This window comes from Streptomyces sp. NPDC018263, assembly GCF_055562575.1.
Window position 1 is genome coordinate 160,289 of record NZ_JBVHFA010000007.1, and the last position, 18,600, is coordinate 178,888.

14 protein-coding genes are annotated in these 18,600 nt (G+C 73.5%); 8 read left to right on the forward strand and 6 right to left on the reverse strand.

The genetic code is table 11. The features are described 5' to 3' along the window. Window positions 1–6: 6 nt before the first annotated feature. From ACZ3HQ_RS21215 to ACZ3HQ_RS21230, 4 genes are all read right to left on the reverse strand, one after another. Window positions 7–2,445 (reverse strand): right-handed parallel beta-helix repeat-containing protein, encoded by a 2,439-nt coding sequence (locus ACZ3HQ_RS21215; RefSeq protein ID WP_467513065.1) that lies wholly within the window; start codon window positions 2,443–2,445, stop codon window positions 7–9. A 255-nt stretch (window positions 2,446–2,700) separates the two neighbouring features. Continuing rightward, window positions 2,701–3,306 carry an Rv1733c family protein gene (locus ACZ3HQ_RS21220; RefSeq protein ID WP_467513066.1) on the reverse strand — a complete coding sequence of 202 codons (606 nt, stop codon included), beginning with the start codon at window positions 3,304–3,306 and terminating at the stop codon, window positions 2,701–2,703. A gap of 513 nt (window positions 3,307–3,819) precedes the next feature. After that, the gene (locus ACZ3HQ_RS21225) at window positions 3,820–4,284 is read right to left on the reverse strand and encodes a DUF6643 family protein (protein ID WP_467513067.1); all 465 of its coding nucleotides are present in this window, start codon (window positions 4,282–4,284) and stop codon (window positions 3,820–3,822) included. 258 nt (window positions 4,285–4,542) lie between these two features. Beyond that, window positions 4,543–5,718 carry a glycosyltransferase gene (locus ACZ3HQ_RS21230; RefSeq protein ID WP_467513068.1) on the reverse strand — a complete coding sequence of 392 codons (1,176 nt, stop codon included), beginning with the start codon at window positions 5,716–5,718 and terminating at the stop codon, window positions 4,543–4,545. A 57-nt stretch (window positions 5,719–5,775) separates the two neighbouring features. Here ACZ3HQ_RS21230 and ACZ3HQ_RS21235 point away from each other — a divergent pair, with 57 nt between their 5' ends. Together ACZ3HQ_RS21235 and ACZ3HQ_RS21240 are read left to right on the forward strand one after the other, a co-directional pair. Further along, window positions 5,776–6,573, forward strand: coding sequence for a glutamate racemase (locus ACZ3HQ_RS21235; protein WP_467513069.1), 798 nt, complete (start codon window positions 5,776–5,778; stop codon window positions 6,571–6,573). A gap of 105 nt (window positions 6,574–6,678) precedes the next feature. Then, the gene (locus ACZ3HQ_RS21240; protein ID WP_467513071.1) at window positions 6,679–7,224 is read left to right on the forward strand and encodes a hypothetical protein; all 546 of its coding nucleotides are present in this window, start codon (window positions 6,679–6,681) and stop codon (window positions 7,222–7,224) included. Between the two features lie 5 nt (window positions 7,225–7,229). On the opposite strand, the gene ACZ3HQ_RS21245 is transcribed toward ACZ3HQ_RS21240, so the two are convergent. Beyond that, window positions 7,230–8,210, reverse strand: a complete 981-nt coding sequence (locus tag ACZ3HQ_RS21245; protein ID WP_467513546.1) for an O-antigen ligase family protein — start codon at window positions 8,208–8,210, stop codon at window positions 7,230–7,232. A 278-nt stretch (window positions 8,211–8,488) separates the two neighbouring features. Here ACZ3HQ_RS21245 and lnt point away from each other — a divergent pair, with 278 nt between their 5' ends. The 4 genes from lnt to ACZ3HQ_RS21265 all read left to right on the forward strand — a co-directional run bounded on the left by lnt (window position 8,489) and on the right by ACZ3HQ_RS21265 (window position 13,520). Next, window positions 8,489–10,093 (forward strand): apolipoprotein N-acyltransferase, encoded by a 1,605-nt coding sequence (gene lnt, locus ACZ3HQ_RS21250; RefSeq protein WP_467513072.1) that lies wholly within the window; start codon window positions 8,489–8,491, stop codon window positions 10,091–10,093. Between the two features lie 68 nt (window positions 10,094–10,161). After that, on the forward strand, window positions 10,162–10,641 hold the full coding sequence (locus ACZ3HQ_RS21255; RefSeq protein ID WP_467513073.1) for an NUDIX hydrolase: 480 nt from the start codon (window positions 10,162–10,164) through the stop codon (window positions 10,639–10,641). Window positions 10,642–10,695: 54 nt separating this feature from the next. After that, a complete protein-coding gene (locus tag ACZ3HQ_RS21260) occupies window positions 10,696–11,493 on the forward strand; it encodes a 3-hydroxybutyrate dehydrogenase (protein ID WP_467513075.1) in 798 nt (265 codons plus the stop codon). 74 nt (window positions 11,494–11,567) lie between these two features. After that, window positions 11,568–13,520 (forward strand): helix-turn-helix domain-containing protein, encoded by a 1,953-nt coding sequence (locus ACZ3HQ_RS21265; protein ID WP_467513076.1) that lies wholly within the window; start codon window positions 11,568–11,570, stop codon window positions 13,518–13,520. Between the two features lie 34 nt (window positions 13,521–13,554). On the opposite strand, the gene ACZ3HQ_RS21270 is transcribed toward ACZ3HQ_RS21265, so the two are convergent. After that, window positions 13,555–14,931, reverse strand: a complete 1,377-nt coding sequence (locus tag ACZ3HQ_RS21270) for an MFS transporter (RefSeq protein ID WP_467513077.1) — start codon at window positions 14,929–14,931, stop codon at window positions 13,555–13,557. Window positions 14,932–15,124: 193 nt separating this feature from the next. Between ACZ3HQ_RS21270 and ACZ3HQ_RS21275 the strand changes: the two genes are divergently transcribed. Together ACZ3HQ_RS21275 and ACZ3HQ_RS21280 are read left to right on the forward strand one after the other, a co-directional pair. Further along, on the forward strand, window positions 15,125–17,296 hold the full coding sequence (locus ACZ3HQ_RS21275) for a TerD family protein (protein WP_467513079.1): 2,172 nt from the start codon (window positions 15,125–15,127) through the stop codon (window positions 17,294–17,296). A 208-nt stretch (window positions 17,297–17,504) separates the two neighbouring features. Next, entirely contained in the window at window positions 17,505–18,575 is a 1,071-nt protein-coding gene (locus ACZ3HQ_RS21280; RefSeq protein ID WP_467513080.1) for a glycoside hydrolase family 43 protein, read from the forward strand. The last annotated feature ends 25 nt before the right edge of the window (window positions 18,576–18,600 follow it).

The following is an 18,600-nucleotide window of genomic DNA, read 5'->3' on the forward strand; positions in this document are numbered from 1 at the left end:
GGCGTCTCACGGCAGTTCGGGCAGGTCCTCCGGGTACAGCAGGGTCAGGTCGTCGGTGCTCGGGTCGGGGAACTGCGCGACCCGGCTCGCGTGCCGCTCCACCATCGCCTCGAACGTCTGCCGCGCGGTACGGCCGTTGCCGAACGCCGGGCCCTTCGGGAGCGCCGTGAAGTACTTCAGCAGCGCCTCCGCCGTGCCGGACGCGAGCCGGTACTCGTGCTCGTCGGCCTGCTGCTCCACGATCCGCAGCAGCTCCTCGGGGCCGTAGTCCCCGAAGGTGATCGTCCGCGAGAAGCGGGACGCCACACCGGGGTTGACCGACAGGAAGCGCTCCATCTCCGCGGTGTAGCCCGCCACGATCACCACGACCGCGTCCCGGTGGTCCTCCATGAGTTTCACCAGGGTGTCGATGGCCTCCTTGCCGAAGTCCCGCCCGGCGTCCTCCGGCGACAGCGCGTACGCCTCGTCGATGAACAGCACACCGCCACGCGCCCGGTCGAACGCCTCCTGGGTGCGGATCGCGGTGGAACCGATGTGCTCGCCCACCAGGTCGACCCGTGACACCTCCACCAGATGTCCTGTCTCCAGCACCCCGAGCGCGGCCAGGATCTCCCCGTACAGCCGGGCCACCGTCGTCTTGCCGGTGCCGGGGGAGCCGGTGAAGACCAGGTGCCGCTTCACCGAGGCCGCCTTGAGCCCCGCCTTCTGGCGGCGTCTGCCCACCTCGATCATGTCGGTGAGCGCCCGCACCTCGCGCTTGACGCTCTCCAGGCCCACCAGCGCGTCGAGTTCACCCATCACGGCCTTCGGCGTACGGGCCTCCCGCTCCGGCACGGGCGGCGCCGCCGGCTCCGCGCCGACGGCACGCTGTCCCGGAATCGCGCCGAGCAGCCCGCCGGTGGACGCCGGAACCGTCTGCACCGCCGTGTCCTGCGCCGCCGGGGGCCGCAGCGCGCCGCTCTCGTCGCTGGAGCACTCCTCCACGACCGGCCCGGCGCCCGAGCCCGCGTCCGGGCCGCCCTCGGCGAACTCGTAACCACCGCGCACACACCGCTCCGTACGGCACTTGCGCAGCGTCGTGCGGCAGCCGTCGAGCACATGGAAGCCGTAGCCGCCGCTGCCCGTCACCCGGCAGTTGACGAAGCTGCCCCGGCCGCCCGCCGAGACGTAGAACCCCGCCTCGGCCGGGCTCTCCACCACGCAGCGGTCGATCGTCGGGTCGGCGCCCTTGGTGACGATCACGCCGGTCTGGGTGCCGCCCAGCGTGCAGTTGCTCAGGGTGCCGCCGCTGCCGTGGTCCCGGAACCAGGCGCCGGTCGCGGCGTCCCGGATACGGCAGTCGTCGAGCTGGGCGGTCGCGCCGTCGCTCACCGAGACCGCCGTGTTGCGCACCTGGGAGAGGTCGCTGTCCACCACGTCCGCGCGGGAGCCCCGGTCCAGCACGAACAGCGCGTCCGGCACGTCGTGCACCCGGCAGGAGTCCAGCACGGCCGTCGCGCCGTCGCTCACCCAGACCGCCGGGTAGTCGCCGGTGCTGTCGAAGATCTCGCACTGGTTGGCGTCCACGCGGGTGCCCGGGTCCCACACCGACAGGCCGTTGCGCCCGAACTGGCGCACCGTCGTGCGCGTCAGCGTCAGCACCGAGCGGGAGCGCAGGTCGACCGCGTTCTCCGGGATGTCGTGGATACGGCAGTCGGCGAGCGTCAGCACCGCGTCGGTGTCGAGGGTGACGCCGTCCGCCGAGGTGCGGTGCACCTCGCAGTCGGTGAGATGGGCGGTGGCCCGCTGGGTGACCTGCACCCCGGCCCCGCGCACCTCGTAGACCTCGCAACCGAACGCCTCCAGCGCGGAGTTCTCGCCGGTCGCGCTCAGTCCGGTGCCCGAGGCGTGGTGCACCCGGCAGCGGTCCAGCCGGGGATGCCCGCCGCCGCGCACCGCCACGCCCGCCTGGCCGGCCGAGACGACCTCGCACTCCTCGAAGATCCCGGCGGCGCCGTCGAGGACGAGGACGCCGATGCCGGCCGGGTTGTCCACCGTGCAGCGGCGCACGGTCGGCCGGGCCCCGCCGCGCACCTCGATGCCGGAGGCGGAACGGGTCACGATCCGCACGTCCAGCAGCTCGGGCGTGCCCTCCTCCACCAGCAGCGCCGGGGCGGCGCCGTCCTGGCCCTCCACATGCAGACCCTGCACCACGGCGGATGCCCGCACGGTCAGCGGGACGCCGTCCGCGGGGGCGATCCGCACCGAGCCCGGCGCGTTGTCGGGGCCGCGCAGTGTCACCTCCCGCCGCACGACGAGGTTCTCCCGGTAGGTGCCGGGGGCGACGGTGAGGACGTCGCCGTCGGAGGCGGCCTCGAGGGCGGCCGCCAGCGACGCGTACTCACCCGTGCGGCGCCGCCACCGCGATGTGCCGGTGTGCGTCACCTGGACCGTGCCCTGTGCCATGGCGTTGCCGTGCCCCCACCTCGTGGTACTTGTGCTCGTCCGCCTCAGGGGCTCCGCAGCCGGTGCCGGGACGGCGACCGCGGAGCGCCCGAAGGGCCTTCGCGTGTGCGCGTGTTCCGGACTCCGGCGCGGCCTTCGGCTCGCTCGCGCGCGGGTCGATGCCGAAAGCGAGTCGGCCGGTCCACCGTAGCGTGCGCGCGGGTGGCGGGCCGACCAGAGCCGGAACCCCGGCCCCGAGGTCTGCGAACGCCGGACCTAGCTGTTCGTACCGGCCTTGCCCCAGTCCGGGCCCGCCCGGTCCCAGGCGCGGTCCCAACTCGCGTACCGGCGGCGGACCATGCGCCAGACCACGAGGCGCCGCACGCTCTCGATGAGCCCGGCGGCCACCACGGCGGCGCCGAAACCGGCCAGCGCCGCGTGCGCCCGCGCGGTGGCGAAGTCCAGCGGCCGGGCTGTTATTCGCCCGGTCGAGTCGGTCCACAGCCGGAAGTGCTCACCCGCGCGGGGGGACTTGACGTCCGCCAGCACGGCGCCCTGCCGCCGGGTGCCGTCCGGCGCGGTCCAGCCGGCCACGACCCTGCTGCGTGAGGTACGGGCCGCGCCCGTGTCGGGATCGGCCTCGGGCGGAGCCTGCGCGAGGGTGCGCAGCACCGTGGCCGTGACGAGATGCCGGGTGTGCCGCTGCTCGCGCACCGACCGCCGCAGCGAGTCCTGGGTGGCGGACCCGGTGACGATGCCGACGACGGGCATCGCCACGAGCGTCAGCAACAGCGCCAGGAGACACACCCATGCCTCCGCGACATCGGTCGGGCGGCGCAGCGGATTGCCCCGCCAGCGCCACACACCGCTGATGGTCTGCACGTCCCCCCACCCCCTTCGCTCCGACGCCCCCTGTCCTGCCCCGTGTCGGCCCCGCTCATCCCCCGGCCCGGCGAAGAGGGCACGGGAGAGGGACATCACGTCCCGGCGGTTTCTCTCACGGATTTCTCATGTTCGCCCAACGACCCGGACGCGGCGGGAGTTCCCGGTTCCCGCGTCCGAACAGCCGACCAGTGGTGAAGGGGCGTCGGATGTGGACGCGCACCGGTCCGCACGGCCGGGAAAAGTGATCGGCATGTTCCCGGTGTGACGGGGTACGGGCACCGTCGACGGGGCGCCAGGGGAGAGGCAGGGGAGGGCGACCGGAGGGGGACGGACGAATGCCGCCGCCGGGCGACTGCTCGGCGACGGCACACGGGGGACGGGACGGCTCGGGCGGGGTGACGACCTTCCCCCCGTCGCCGAACCGGCACCACCGCTGGTCACGGTGGACGTCGATCGATCGCGGAGTCGCGTTCCCGGAGCCGGACGGCCGCTACGAAGAGCGGAACGGGCTCAGTAGCCGCGGTACTGCTGGTTGTTGTACGGCTCCTGGTACGGCTGCTGCGGCGGCCGGGGAGCGGCCGGGCGCATCGCCTCGTAGCCCGAGGGCGCCGGGCGCGGCGGCTGGGGCTGCGCGCCGGGGTAGCCGCGCGGGGCGCCTGCCTGCTGCGGGATGTACGCCGTGGGAGTCGGCTGCATCTGGGGCGCCTGCTGCGCCTGCGGGTAGCCGTACGCGGGCTGCGGCGAGGGGGCCGAGGGCAGCGCGGGGAGAGCGGAGGGCAGCGCGGGGAGGTTGCCGCCGGGGGAGGGCATGCCCGGGGCGGACTGCATGCCGAGACCGGTGTCATAGGCGGCCGGGACCCGGATCGGGGCGATCTGCGGGGTGCCCCGCTCGGCCACGAGCGAGTCGTAGATCGGGGTGTCCGGGAAGGAGGCGGAGTAGTAGCCGCCGCCATAGGTGGAGCGGGGGGAGGTCATGGCACATAAGTTAAGCCCACGATGTGCTGGTTGGGGAGACCGATAAGAGGGTTGTTTTCCGTGTCGGCGGCGATCTGGGATCGCTAATCCGAGCGAACTTGGCAAAAATGGACTCCATTCGGTGTCTGGATCGTGTAAAAGGCGAGTTCCTGCCCGGTTACCGGCGGTTGACGGAGCGTCGGGAGATGTACATATGGGGGCGGACATGTCAATGCCGCCGCCGCCCGGCGCGAGGGCCCGGCCGCACGTGAGCCGGGATCAGCCCTCGTCCGCCACGGCGTCGGGACGCGCGTAGGTGCGGCCCTTCCAGGCGGCGCCCCGGCCCTGGTAGTGCCGCACCGCCGAGTCGAGTGTCATCAGCAGATAGAGGAACGCTGTGAACGGCAGCAGGGGAGCGAGCCACAGCGGCTGCCGGTAGTAGCGCAGCATCGGCACGTACGTCGCCGCCATCACCGCCCACGCCACCGCGCCGAGCGCGCACGCCGGAGCATCCCCCAGGGCCGCGCCCACCAGCACCGCCACGGGCGGCACCAGATACACCAGCACCAGCCCCGCCACCGTGCCCAGCAGCAGCGCCGGACTGTGCCTGAGCTGGGCGTACGCGCTGCGCGAGACCATGCGCCACAGCTCGCCCAGCCCCGGATACGGGCGCACGCTGTCCACCCGGTCGGCCAGGCCCAGCCAGAGATGGCCGCCGCTGGCCCGCACCGCGCGCGCGAGGGCCACGTCGTCGATGACCGCGTGCCGGACGGCGTCCGGAATCCGGGCCCGCTCGGCCATGTCCGCCCGCAGCAGCACACAGCCCCCGGCCGCCGCCGTCGTACGGGCCCCCCGGCGGCCGATCCACCGGAACGGGTAGAGCTGGGCGAAGAAGTAGACGAACGCCGGGACCACCAGCCGCTCCCAGGGGCTCTCCGCGCGCAGCCGGGCCATCTGGGACACGAGGTCGAAGCCGCCCGTGCGGGCCGCCGCGACCAGTGAGCGCAGGCTGTCGGGGGCGTGCGCGATGTCCGCGTCCGTCAGCAGCAGGAACTCGGGGTCACGCGCGCGCGCCAGCGCGATGCCGTGCCGCACCGCCCACAGCTTCCCCGTCCAGCCGGCGGGCGGCTCGCCGGGGGAGTCCACCGTGAGCGGCAGCCCGCCCTGCCGCGCGGACAGCTCGCGGGCCAGCTCGCCGGTTCCGTCGCGGCTGCCGTCGTCCACCAGGAAGACCTCCGCCCGGCCCGGATAGTCCTGGGCGAGCAGCGAGGGCAGGCTCGCGGGCAGCACGGCCGCCTCGTCGCGGGCCGGGACCACCACGCAGACCGACGGCCACCGGCCGGGCTCGCGGCGGGGCGGGAGCCGTACATCGGTGCGCCAGAAGAAGCCCTGGCCCAGCAGCAGCCAGCACCAGACGGCGAGGGATACGGCGGCGGTCCACACGATGGCGCTCACGGCCGCAGTCTGCCCCACTGGAACGGCTCACCGACGGTCATCGACTATCGTGGCCGGGTGAAGATCGCGCTCATGGACTCCGGAATCGGCCTCCTCGCAGCCACCGCGGCGGTCCGCCGCCTTCGGCCCGACGCGGATCTCGTGCTCTCCCTGGACCCCGACGGCATGCCCTGGGGACCGCGCACCCCCGAGGACCTCACCCGGCGTGCCGTAGCCGTCGCCGAGGCCGCCGCCGCGCGCCGGCCGGACGCCCTCATCGTCGGCTGCAACACCGCGACCGTGCACGCCCTGCCCGCGCTGCGCGCCCTGTGCGAACCCGGCATCCCGGTGATCGGCACCGTCCCCGCGATCAAGCCGGCCGCGGCCGGCGGCGGGCACGTGGCGATCTGGGCGACCCCCGCCACCACCGGCAGTCCCTACCAGCGCGGGCTGATCGCGGACTTCGCCCACGGCGTCCAGGTCACCGAGGTGCCCTGCTGGGGGCTGGCCGAGGCCGTCGAGCACGCGGACGAGCAGGCCATCGCCGCGACCGTCGCCGCCGCCGCGGAACTCACCCCACCGGACGTCACGACCGTCGTCCTCGGCTGCACCCACTACGAACTCGTCGCGGAACGCATCCGCGCCGCCGTCCAGCAGCCGGGCGCCGCCCCGCTCGTCCTGCACGGCTCCGCCGGGGCCGTCGCCACCCAGGCGCTGCGCCGCATCGGCGAAGCGCCCGCCCCCGAGGCCCCCACCGAGGGCTCCCTCACCGTGCTGCTCAGCGGCCGCGAGGGCGGCGCGCTGCCCGCGGCCGCGCTGCACTACGCCGAGGGACGGCTGCTGCCCGCGGCCGGCCCGCTCGCCGACCGCATGTGACACGGGCGCGGACGCCGGGCGGTTCGTCCGCCCGCCCGTCCGCCCGGAGCAGTACCCCTCCGTGACCGGATACCAGCACGGCGGAACATGGGTAACCTCATAGACATGAGGGAGCACCGCGACGCCGAGGACGCCCCGCACCCCGACGTCTGGACCGGACGCGCCACCAACCGCGTGCAGTGGGTACTGGCGCTGGCCGGCGCCGCCTGCATGGCGCTCGGCATCGAACTGGCCGTGCAGTCGGCGTGGACCTCCGGGATCATCGCCCTGGTCATGTCCGTCGTGGGCTGCATCGCGGTCGGGCTGCTCGTGCTGTTCGGCACGCTCGCCTTCGTGCACGTCGACCTCAAGCTGGAGCGCGACGCCCTGGAAGTGCGCTGCGGCCATGTCGGGCTGCCGCGCCGCCGCATCCCGCTCACCCAGATCGTCGATGCCGCCTACATCCCGCACGTCACCCCCCGGCACTGGGGCGGCTGGGGCTACCGCTGGCGCCCCGAGAAGGGCACCGCCGTGGTCGTCCGCCGGGGCGAGGGCATCGTGCTCAGCCTGTGGGACGGCCACACCTTCACCATCACCGTGGACAACGCCGAGTCGGCCGTCCGCGTCATCCGGGCCCGGCTGCGCGCCATCACCCCGGACAACGCGCACTGACCCGCTCAGCCCACCGGCTCCTGCCGGGGCAGCGGCTCCGCGCGGGGCATCCGCTCCTCCTCGCCCCACGGGCGCGCCGTCGCCCACCCGGCCAGCAGGCCCGCGCCCGCCGTCACCGTGGTGAAGCTCAGCGCGTCGCCCACCGACGCGATCACCGCCAGCGCCGTGAGCGCCGCGCCCGCCGTCAGCACCACAGGCGTCGGCCGTGCCGCCCGCCACAGCGCGTACAGCACCCACCCGAACACGGCCGCCAGCAGCAGCGCTCCCACCAGCCCCTGTTCGGCCAGCAACTGGAGCGGCGCGGAGTGCGGCCGTCCCCCCGGTTCGCCCGGCGTCCCGAGGCGCCCCGGCCCCACACCCCCCACCGGCGCCTCATGGGCGAGCCGCACCGCCCGGGCCCACAGCCCCACCCGGTACGGCCCGATCCGCTCCGTGAACTCCGTGGCGCACCCGCCCGGCAGCACCCCGGACGCCAGCCCCCACACCGTGCCCGTCGCCACCCCGGCCACGACCGCCAGCCCGGCGAGCCCCGCACCCCGGTACGGCATCGAACCGGCGGCCACCGAGCACAGCAGTACGGCGCCCCCGGCAGCGCAGCCGCCCGGCGAGCCCAGCAGCGCCCCGGCCGGCACGATCGCGGCTGCCAGCAGCCACAGCGGCGGCCGCATCCCCGGCACCGGAGTCGACCAGGCGGCGCAGCACAGCGCGCCGGTGGCGAGCGCCAGCAGCGCGGCCACGGCACCGGCCTGCCCGAGCGGAGCCGCGTAGGCGGGGCCCGGCAGCGGGCCGGGCATCGTCACGGCCAGCACCAGCGCGGCCGCCGCCCCGGCGCACGGCGCGGCCACCGGGAGCAGCGCCCCCGACATCCGCCCCGCCGCGCAGCCCGCCGCCGTGGCGAGCACTGCCAGCAGCATCCCCTCCGGCCGCCCGTCGTGGGCCGCCGCCGAGATCAGCGCCCAGGCCGCGCACAGCCCGAGCAAAATCATCCCCGTCCCGTCGGACACGTTCCGTGCCGCACGGTCCGCGTCCGCCCCGGACACGGACCCCATTCCCGTCGGTATTCGCGTCGATGCCACCCGTAGCCCCTCGCACCCGGTCCCCCGACCTGTGGCCGCACCTCGCGACGGCATCCGGCCGGGACCGGCCGCACCGCCGAGGCCCGGATCACGCTAATGGCTGCGGGCCGATCTGTGGACGAGTTGAGCGGGAATACCGTGATGACCGGCATGTCAGGGGGTGTGCGGACCGCCGTACACTCCCCAGGGTGACCGTCACCGCAACTTCCGTGGACCAGTCGGAACGGCTTCGGCCGCCCCCGGCCAAGGGCGCCCGCGCCCGTCTGAACCGTCTGGTCCCGGCCCTCGTGTCCGCGCTGAGCGGCGTGCTCCTTTACGTCAGCTTCCCGCCCCGCACCCTGTGGTGGCTGGCGCTGCCCGCCTTCGCCGGCTTCGCCTGGGCGCTGCGCGGCCGGACCTGGAGGACGGCGCTCGGCCTCGGCTACCTCTTCGGCCTCGGCTTCCTGCTGCCGCTCCTGGTGTGGACCGGCGTGGAGGTGGGCCCCGGCCCCTGGATCGCCCTGGTCGTCATCGAGGCGGTCTACGTCGCCCTGGTCGGCGCCGGCATCGCCGCCGTGTCCCGGCTGCCCGGCTGGCCCGTCTGGGCGGCGGCGCTGTGGACCGCCGGAGAGGCGGTCCGTGCGCGGATGCCCTTCGGCGGCTTCCCCTGGGGCAAGGTCGCCTTCGGGCAGGCGGACGGCGTGTTCCTGCCGCTCGCCGCGCTGGGCGGCACCCCGGTGCTCGGCTTCGGCGTCGTCCTGTGCGGCTTCGGCCTCTACGAGACCGTCCGGCTGCTCCTGCGCCGCCGGGACGGCGAGGTGCGGCGGTCGGCCGCCGCCGTGGCGCTGCTCAGCGTCGCGGTGCCGGTGGCGGGCGCGGTCGGCGCGCGTGCGCTGGTCAGCGACCGGGCCGAGGCGGGGACCGCGACCGTGGCGGTGATCCAGGGGAACGTGCCGCGCGCGGGGCTGGAGTTCAACGCCCAGCGGCGCGCGGTGCTCGACTACCACGCGCGGGAGACCCGCAGGCTCGCCGCCCAGGTCGCGGCCGGCAAGGCGCCGCGCCCCGACTTCGTGCTCTGGCCGGAGAACTCCTCCGACATCGACCCCTTTGCCGCCCCCGACGCGGCCGCCGTCATCCAGGGCGCCGCCGAGGCGATCGGCGCGCCCGTCTCGGTCGGGTCGGTCGTCGAGCGGGACGGCAGACTCCTCAACGAGCAGATCCTCTGGGACCCGGTCAAGGGCCCCCTCCAGACCTACGACAAGCGCCAGGTGCAGCCCTTCGGCGAGTACCTCCCGATGCGCTCGCTCATCGGCGCGATCAACGGCGAGTGGACCAGCATGGTCCGCCAGGACTTCAGCCGGGGCGACAAGCCGGGCGTGTTCGACTTCGGCCGCGTCAAGGTCGGCCTGGCCACCTGCTACGAGGCGGCGTTCGACTGGGCCGTGCGGGACACCGTCACCCACGGCGCCCAGATGATCTCCGTGCCGAGCAACAACGCCACCTTCGACCGCAGCGAGATGACCTACCAGCAGCTCGCCATGTCCCGTGTCCGTGCCGTCGAGCACAGCCGTACCGTGACCGTGCCGGTGACCAGCGGCGTCAGCGCGGTGATCATGCCGGACGGGCGGGTCGCGCGGCACACCGGGATGTTCGTCCCCGCCCACATCGACATGAAGGTGCCGCTGCGCACCTCCGAGACGCCCGCCACCCGGCTCGGCATCCTGCCCGAGCTGGCGCTGCTGCTGGTCGCGGCGGGCGGCCTGGGCTGGGCGGGCGCGGCGGCGGTACGCGGCCGGCGCGCGCGTGGGGCGTAGCCGTACGGCCGGCCGAGCGCGCCTGGCCGTGGCGGCCGGCCGGTGTCCCGGCGTTTAGGGTCGGGGCCATGGCCACACCTGAATTCATCACCACACTCCGGGCGACGGCGGGCACCCAGTTGCTCTGGCTGCCCGGTGTCACCGCGATCGTCTTCGACGACGAGGGGCGGCTGCTCCTGGGCCGCCGCGCCGACACCCGCAAGTGGTCGGTGGTCGGCGGCATCCCGGAGCCGGGGGAGCAGCCCGCCGCGTGCGCGGTGCGCGAGGTCTTCGAGGAGACGGCCGTGCACTGCGTGCCCGAGCGGGTCGTGCTGGTGCAGGCTCTCCAGCCGATCACCTACGGCAACGGCGACGAGTGCCAGTACATGGACATCACCTTCCGCTGCCGGGCGGTGGGCGGCGAGGCGCGGGTCAACGACGACGAGTCGCTGGACGTGGGCTGGTTCGCGGTGGACGCGCTGCCGGAGCTGAACGAGTTCTCGCAGTTCCGGATCAAGCAGGCGCTGTCCGACGCACCCACATGGTTCGACCCCATGACTCTGGGCTGAAGTATGGGTGCTCGCCCCATGTGGTGAGCTGCGGCGCTTCATTAGGGTCGAGACATGATCTCGTCCAGCCTCCCGCCCAGTACCCCTTCCGCCCTGGACCTCTCCGGCCGGGTCGCCCTCGTCACGGGTGCCGCCGGCGGCATCGGCAGCGCGTGCGCGCTCCGGCTCGCCGCGGCCGGGGCCGAGGTGCGCGCGCTCGACCTGGACGCGGGTGGTCTGGCAGAGCTGGCCGGACGTGCCGAGGGTCTCGCGGGCCGGGTCGTGCCCCAGGTGGTGGACCTCACCGACCTCGACGCGGCCGAGCGGGCCGCCGCCGGGGCCGACGTACTGGTCAACAACGCGGGGCTGCAACTGGTGCGGCCGCTGGAGGAGTTCCCGCCCGACGTCTTCCACACCGTGCTGACGGTGATGCTGGAGGCGCCGTTCCGGCTCATCCGCGGGGCGTTGCCCCACATGTACGCGCAGGGGTGGGGGCGCATCGTCAATGTGTCCTCCGTCCACGGTCTGCGCGCCTCTGCCTTCAAGTCGGCCTATGTGGCGGCCAAACATGGGCTGGAGGGGCTGTCCAAGACGGCCGCGCTGGAGGGTGCCCCCCATGGTGTGACGTCGAACTGTGTGAACCCGGCCTATGTGCGCACGCCCCTGGTGGAGAAGCAGATCGCCGACCAGGCCGAGGCGCACGGAATCCCGGAGGAGCAGGTCCTCTCCGAGGTCCTGCTCAAGGACAGCGCACTGCGCCGGCTGATCGAGCCCGAGGAGGTCGCGGAGGCCGTCGCCTATCTGTGCGGTCCGCAGGCGTCCTTCGTCACCGGCACCTCATTGGTGCTGGACGGCGGCTGGACGGCCCACTAGCCGGTGCCCGAGCGGCCCTCGTGGGTTATCCACAGGGCTGACCGGCCGAACCCACGATGAGCGATCCTGTGGCCATGTCTCCCGATCAACTTCAGTCGGCCGCGCGCCCCGCCACCGGGGCCGCCGCGGCGGGGGCCGTCGCCTGTGCGGAGGCCCCCTACCTCGAACTGCTCGCCCGCGACGCCTCCCCGGAGGCGTACGAACGCCCCGTCCTCCTCGCCCGCGCCGAGGGAGAGTCCCCCGACCGGGTCGCCGCGCTGGAACACGCCAAGTTCCTCGCGCTGCGCGTCCGCGCCGAACTGGAGGGACGCCGCCGCCGGGAGGCGGAACTCTCCGCCCTCTTCGAGACCGCCCACGACCTGGCCGGGCTCAGGGACGTGGACGCGGTCCTACGGGCCATCGTCCAGCGCGCCCGCTCCCTGCTCGCCACCGACATCGCCTACCTCAGCCTCAACGACCCGGAGCGCGGCGACACCTACATGCTGGTCACCGAGGGCTCCGTCTCCGCCCGCTTCCAGCAGCTCCGGCTCGGCATGGGCGAGGGGCTCGGCGGCCTCGTCGCCCAGACCGCCCGGCCGTACGTCACCGACGACTACTTCCAGGACGCCCGCTTCCAGCACACCGACACCATCGACGTGGCCGTGCGCGACGAGGGCCTCTTCGCCATCGTCGGCGTCCCGCTGACCCTCGGCCCGCAGGTCATCGGCGTCCTCTTCGCCGCCGACCGGCGCGCACGGGTCTTCGAACGCGAACAGATCGCCCTGCTCGGCTCCTTCGCGGCCCTCGCCGCGGCCGCCATCGACACCACCAACCTCCTCACCGGCACCCAGGCCGCCCTCGCCGGACTCGAACGCGCCAACGAGGTCATCCAGGACCGCAGCGCCGTCATCGAGCGCGCCTCCGAGGTGCACGACCGGCTCGCCGAACTCGTCCTGCGCGGCGGGGGAGTCCATGACGTGGCCGCCGCCGTAGCCGAAGTCCTCGACGGAGCCGTGGAGTTCACGGAGACCGGCACCACACCGGCCGAGGCGCTGGAGGCGTCCCGCGCCGAGGGGCACGCCGTGCGCCACGGGCCCGACTGGATCGCGGCCGTGGCGGCGGGGGAGGAGGTGTTCGGCGCACTCGTCCTGCACGGCCACCCCGACCTCGACCCCGTCGACCAGCGCACCCTGGAACGCGCCGCGATGGTCACCTCCCTGCTCCTGCTGGCCCGCCGTTCCGCGGCCGAGGCCGAGCGGCGGGTGCGCGGCGAACTCCTGGACGACCTCCTCGACGCCCGCGACCGCGACCCGCGCCTGCTCCGGGAACGCGCCGCACGGCTCGACGCCGACCTGGACGCCACCCACGCCGTCCTCGCCACCCGCCTGGACGCGCCGTCGGCCGACGCCGACGAGGAGGCCGCCGCCCGGCGCCGCCTGTGGTCCGCCGCCTCCCACCTCGCCACCACCCGGCACGGCCTCGCCGCCACCCGCGACGGCGGCACCGTCCTGCTGCTCCCCCTCGGCCCCGCCGACACCGCCACGGAACTGGCCCGGCGCACCGCCCGCGAACTCGGCACCGCGGTCCGCCAGCCGGTCACCGTCGGAGCCTCCGCCCCCGTCACCGGCCTGGCCGCCCGACCCGACCAGGTGGCCGCCGCCTACGCCGAGGGCCGCCGGTGCCTGGACGCCCTCCACCTGCTCGGCCGGGCGGGGGACGGCGGGGCCGCCGAGGACTTCGGCTTCCTCGGGCTGCTGCTCGCCGGGGACCGGGACATCGGCGGCTTCGTGGAGCGCACGATCGGCCCCCTGGTGGCGTACGACGCGCGGCGCGGCACCGATCTGCTGCGCACCCTGGACGCCTATTTCGCCGCAGCGATGAGCCCGGCCCGCACCAAGGACGTGCTCCATGTGCATGTGAACACCGTCGCCCAGCGGCTGGAACGGGTGGGGCGGCTGCTGGGAGAGGACTGGCAGACGCCGGCTCGCGTCCTGGAGATCCAACTCGCGCTGCGGCTGCACGGGCTGGCCGGTCCGGGACGCCGCTGACCGGCACCCCGCGCGGGGTGCCGGCCGGCGGCGGTCAGGGGGCCGGGGTCTTCGCCACCGCCTCCACCGGGGCGGACGGGGCACCATCGGCCGTGACGTCGGCGAGGTCCCGGTCGCGGGTCTCGCGGGCCACTCCGATGGCCACCAGGGTCAGCAGGACAGCGCCGATGACGTACAGGGCGATCGGGGTCGCGCTGTGGTACTCCGCGAACAGGGCGGTGGCGATGAGCGGGGCGGGCGCACCGGCGGCCACGGAGGAGAACTGGGCGCCGATGGAGGCGCCGGAGTAGCGGACGCGGGTGGCGAACATCTCCGCGAAGAAGGCGGCCTGGGGCGCGTACATGGCGCCGTGGAGGATCAGGCCGACGACAACGGCCAGCACCAGCCGGCCGAAGGTACCCGCGTCCACCAGCGCGAAGAACGGGAAGATCCACAGGCCCACGCCGGCCGCGCCGAACAGGTACACCGGCCGCCGTCCGACCCGGTCCGAGAGCGCGCCCCAGGCCGGGATCACCGCGAAGTGGACGGCGGAACCGATGAGTACGGCGTTGAGCGCGGTCTGCTTGGAGAGGTCGGCGGCGGTGGTGGCGTAGACGAGGATGAAGGCGGTGATGACGTAGTAGCTGATGTTCTCCGCCAGACGGGCGCCCATGGCGATGAGCACCTCGCGCCACTGGTGGCGCAGCACGGACACCAGCGGCAGCTTCTCCGCCGCCTCGCCCTGCCGCGCCTCGGCCCGCGCCAACGCCTGCTTGAACACGGGCGATTCGTCGACGGAGAGACGTATCCACAGCCCCACGACCACCAGCACGCCGGAGAGGAGGAAGGGGACGCGCCAGCCCCAGGCGGTGAACGCGTCGTCCGAGAGGGTGGCGGTGAGCAGGGACAGCACACCGGTGGCGAGCAACTGCCCGGCGGGCGCACCGGTCTGCGGCCACGAGGCCCAGAAGCCGCGCCTGCGCGCGTCCCCGTGCTCGGAGACCAGCAGCACGGCACCACCCCACTCGCCGCCCAGCGCGAAGCCCTGCACCAGCCGGAGCGCGGTCAGCAGCACCGGCGCGGCGGTGCCGATGGTGGCGTGGGTCGGCAGCAGGCCGATGGCGAAGGTGGCGCCGCCCATCAGCAGCAGGCTCAGCACCAGCAGCTTCTTGCGCCCCAGCCGGTCCCCGAAGTGCCCGAACACCAACGCTCCGAGCGGCCGCGCCACGAACCCGGCCGCGTAGGTCACGAACGCCAGCAGCGTCCCCACCAGCGGATCGGAGTCCGGAAAGAAGAGCTTGTTGAACACCAGGGCCGCCGCCGACCCGTACAGAAAGAAGTCGTACCACTCGATGGTGGTTCCGATCAGGCTGGCGGCGACGATGCGGGGGAGCTTCGCCGGGGGCGGGGGAGCGGTGTGGTCGGCTGCCATGTGCGCCACTTCCTTGTGTGCGGTGGGGACGGGTGGTGTCGGCACACCGTAGGAAGGGGCAGGTCAGGGGCACATGTGGTGGGGCAACATAGTTCGGGCCGGGAGTGTGCGTGCGGCCCCCATATGGGTGCCGCGCCGGCCGGCGAGGGAAACTCCCGCGCGCCGGCGCGCCTACCTCTGCGATCATCCCCAAATGGCGCAGAGTTTCGAATCGCTGGTCATCCGGCACACCCACCGTCTTCCCTCCCCCGAAGGTTCGGCCGGTCAAGGCGCCGTCGCCGCGCGGCAGTTCGACGCGGTGCTGGCATCCGTGGGCTTCAAGCTCTCGGCGGAGCTGCTGGAGCGGCTGTCGGGGCTCTCCGCGGCCGCGGTCGTGCACACCGCCCGGCGGACGCTGCGCGTCGTGCGCGAGATGGTGGGCGACCATGTCCAGCACAACGCCTACTTCATCGACTTCCCCGCCAACGTGCCGGACACCGAGGACTTCTGGATGCGGTGCGTGGCGGACGCCCTCGGTGACAAGGCGTCACGCCGACGGGTGCTGGCGCAGGTCACCCGGGGAGCGGTGGACCTGCTCGGCCTCCCCGCGTACGGCAGGTACCAGCACAGCTACGAGGAGATGCTCGCGGCGCAGGACGAGCTGATCGCCTCGGCGGGCGACCGGATCACCGTCCTGCACCTCGGCCGCGACCTGGACGACGAACTCGGCGATCTGTACCTGGCCCTGGCCGGGAGCACGACCCCGCTCGACGAGGATGATCTGTGCGACCTCAAGCTTCTCGCCCAGCACTGCGCGCCCGGCCCCCAGCCCGAGAAGATCCCGGTCCGGGAGAACCGGGCGGTGATCAACGAGGCGCGGCTCGGCGTCGGGGCCGGCCTCCTGCTCGACACCGTCACCGACGTGCTGCGGCTGGCCTGTGCGCTGTCCGGCGGCGACGTCACGCTCCAGGAACCGACCCGGTTCCGCTCGATTCCACGGCCGCTGCGCCGAGGGCTGCTCGCGGGTCTCGACGCCGTGGTCGCGGCGAACCCCGCGAAGCTCGCCGACGTGCACGCGCACCGCGAGCCCTTCAAGCGGCTGGGTGAGCGGCTTCACCCGCACGAGTACCCGCAGTGGCCGCACGCCGCCGACGTGTTCGCGGTCGCGCGGGGCGAGAAGGAGGCGCGGTCCTTCGACAGCCGGATCGAGGAGCTGCTCGACGCCTCCGACGTCCTCGGCGCGGTGAAGGTGCTGGAGTCCGCTCCCGGCAAGCTGTTCCGCGCCCTGGACCTCCTGCTGCGCAGCGCCGCCGGCCAGGAGGAGCGGGACGCGGTGATCGCCGCCGCCGTGCGGGTGGCTCCTGACGTCTCCGGCCGCGTCGTGCTCTCGGTGCGCGAGCATCTCCACAACAGGGCACGGGAGACCGGGCGTTCCCGGATCTTCGTCAACCGCCGGGGCCGCGCCTGGGTGACGCCCGACCTCCGGCCGCCGGTACCGGCCGCCGACCGCGATCGTCTGATCGCCGCCCTCGACGCGGAGATGCGCCGTCGGCTCCCGGCGCCGGGCCGGCTGCTGCTCGACCCCGATGTCCTCGACGTGGCGCTCCCGCTGAGCGGCCGGGCCACCACGGCCGGGCTCGGCGTGCTGCCGCGCGGGTCGGTCTCCGCGGTCGACGGCGCACGGCTCCGCTTCTTCGTGTACTGGAAGCAGGCCGAACGCCGGACCGACTACGACCTGTCGGCACTGCTTCTGCGCGGCGACTACGCCACCGACTCCTGGCTCTCCTACACGTCCCTCAAGGGTGGCGGGGGCCGGCATTCGGGCGACATCACCGAAGCCCCCGACGGGGCCTCGGAGTTCATCGACCTGTCCCTGGACCGGGTGCGCGGCACGTTCATCGTGCCGCAGGTCAACATCTTCGCGGGCGAGAGCTTCGAGGAGGTGGAGGAGTCTTTCTTCGGCTTCATGCTGCGCGACGCGGAGCAGAAGGGGCGCCCGTTCGAGCCGCGCACGGTGCGGATGAAGTCCGAGCTGCGCGGGGCGGGCCGGGTGGCGCTGCCGCTGGTGTTCCGGCGCGGGAAGGACGGCACATGGCGCGCGAAGTGGCTGCACCTGTATCTGAGGGGCATCTCGGCGGCCAACCGGGTCGAGGAGAACCAGGCGTCCGTGTCCACGGTGGTACGGGCCCTCGTGGAGCGGGAGCAGTTGACGGTGCGGTACCTGGTCGACCTGATGTCCGACGAGGCCGCCCCCGTGGAGCGGTGGGACGGTGAGCGGGTTCCGGACGAGCCCGTGACGTACATCGGCCTCGGGCGGCCCGAGGGACTGCACCCGGACTCACGCGTCATCACCCTCGAAAATCTGCGCGACCTGATCCCGGCCTGAGTGCTAGCGTTGCCCACGGCGAGGCCATGAAGGGGCTTCCTTCTCAACTTCCTTTCTGAAACGAGTTCCTTCGCTCTCCTCGCCGCCGACTTGATCCGGGAGGTGCCCACGCGGGCGCCTCCCGGTTCTCGTATGCCGGAGGACTTGCGGAGGACTTGGGTCCGCAAGAGGGCTGGGCAGTGTCCTTGCATCGATGTAAAAGACCCGCATGAAGCCATTTCGCAGCTTCCAAGCTGCCCTCGTGCTCACGGTGTTGGGCGTCCTCGCCGCCCTGCTGTCGCTCTCCTCCGCCGGACCGGCCAAGGCGGAGCAGACCTCGCTGCGGGCCGCCGACCCGAGCGTCATCCGCGTCGGCTCCACCTACATCTCGGCGCAGTCCACCGGCGGCGGAATCGCCGTACGGCAGGCGTCCTCCACCGCTGGGCTCGCCTCCGCTCCGGCCCGCCAGGTGTGGTCGGACACCCAGGGGCGCGGGGAGGTGTGGGCGCCGGAACTGACCACGGACGGCGGGCGCTACTACATCTACTTCACCGCCGGACGGGGCGCCGCACACCGGATGTTCGTCATCAGCTCCGCCAGCCCCGACAGCGGTTACGGAGGCGAGACCCGGCTCGCGCTCCCGGACGACAAGTGGGCCATCGACGGCACCATGTTCAGCCTGGGCGGGCAGCGCTGGTTCGTCTGGTCGGGCTGGGCCGGTGACACCAACGTCGAGCAGAACCTCTACATCGCCCGGATGAGCAGCCCCACCACCCCGACCGGCGCGCGGTACATCATCTCCCAGCCGCGGGAGAGCTGGGAGCGGGTGGTCGGCAACCCGTACATCAACGAGGCTCCCGAGGCGATCCGGGACCCCAATGGCCAACTCCACATCGTCTACTCGGCGAACGGTAGCTGGAGCGACCAGTACTGCCTGGCCGACCTGCGGCTGCGCGCCGGCGGCGATCCGACGTACGTGTGGGACTGGTACAAGTCCAACGGCTGCCTCTTCGGCTCCAACCGCTCGACCATGATGGCCGGCTGGGACCCCACGCTGTACGTCAATGGGCCCGGCCATCACACGTTCGTCCTGCTCAATGGGGACATCGCCACCAGCCCGCCGGCCGGGCCGCGCTTCCCGCTGATGTTCCACGCGGTGGCCAAGGGCACGCCGTACTCCTGGGACAACCGGTACTGGTACACCGGGTCGTTCGCGTGGTGGGGCGACACCACATATCGGCGCGCCAATGTGCCCGGACCCACCTCGGACACCGGGTGGGGGCTGAAGTTCTTCGAGTAGCGGGATTCCGGGGCCCGGCACCATG

Excerpts from the sequence above, each read along its gene's own strand:
- ACZ3HQ_RS21215 (WP_467513065.1), bottom strand. The coding sequence starts at position 2,445 with ATGGCACAGGGCACGGTCCAGGTGACGCACACCGGCACATCGCGGTGG.
- ACZ3HQ_RS21225 (WP_467513067.1), bottom strand. The coding sequence starts at position 4,284 with ATGACCTCCCCCCGCTCCACCTATGGCGGCGGCTACTACTCCGCCTCC.
- ACZ3HQ_RS21240 (WP_467513071.1), top strand. The coding sequence starts at position 6,679 with ATGAGGGAGCACCGCGACGCCGAGGACGCCCCGCACCCCGACGTCTGG.
- ACZ3HQ_RS21245 (WP_467513546.1), bottom strand. The coding sequence starts at position 8,210 with ATGATTTTGCTCGGGCTGTGCGCGGCCTGGGCGCTGATCTCGGCGGCG.
- ACZ3HQ_RS21255 (WP_467513073.1), top strand. The coding sequence starts at position 10,162 with ATGGCCACACCTGAATTCATCACCACACTCCGGGCGACGGCGGGCACC.
- ACZ3HQ_RS21260 (WP_467513075.1), top strand. The coding sequence starts at position 10,696 with ATGATCTCGTCCAGCCTCCCGCCCAGTACCCCTTCCGCCCTGGACCTC.
- ACZ3HQ_RS21265 (WP_467513076.1), top strand. The coding sequence starts at position 11,568 with ATGTCTCCCGATCAACTTCAGTCGGCCGCGCGCCCCGCCACCGGGGCC.
- ACZ3HQ_RS21270 (WP_467513077.1), bottom strand. The coding sequence starts at position 14,931 with ATGGCAGCCGACCACACCGCTCCCCCGCCCCCGGCGAAGCTCCCCCGC.
- ACZ3HQ_RS21275 (WP_467513079.1), top strand. The coding sequence starts at position 15,125 with ATGGCGCAGAGTTTCGAATCGCTGGTCATCCGGCACACCCACCGTCTT.
- ACZ3HQ_RS21280 (WP_467513080.1), top strand. The coding sequence starts at position 17,505 with ATGAAGCCATTTCGCAGCTTCCAAGCTGCCCTCGTGCTCACGGTGTTG.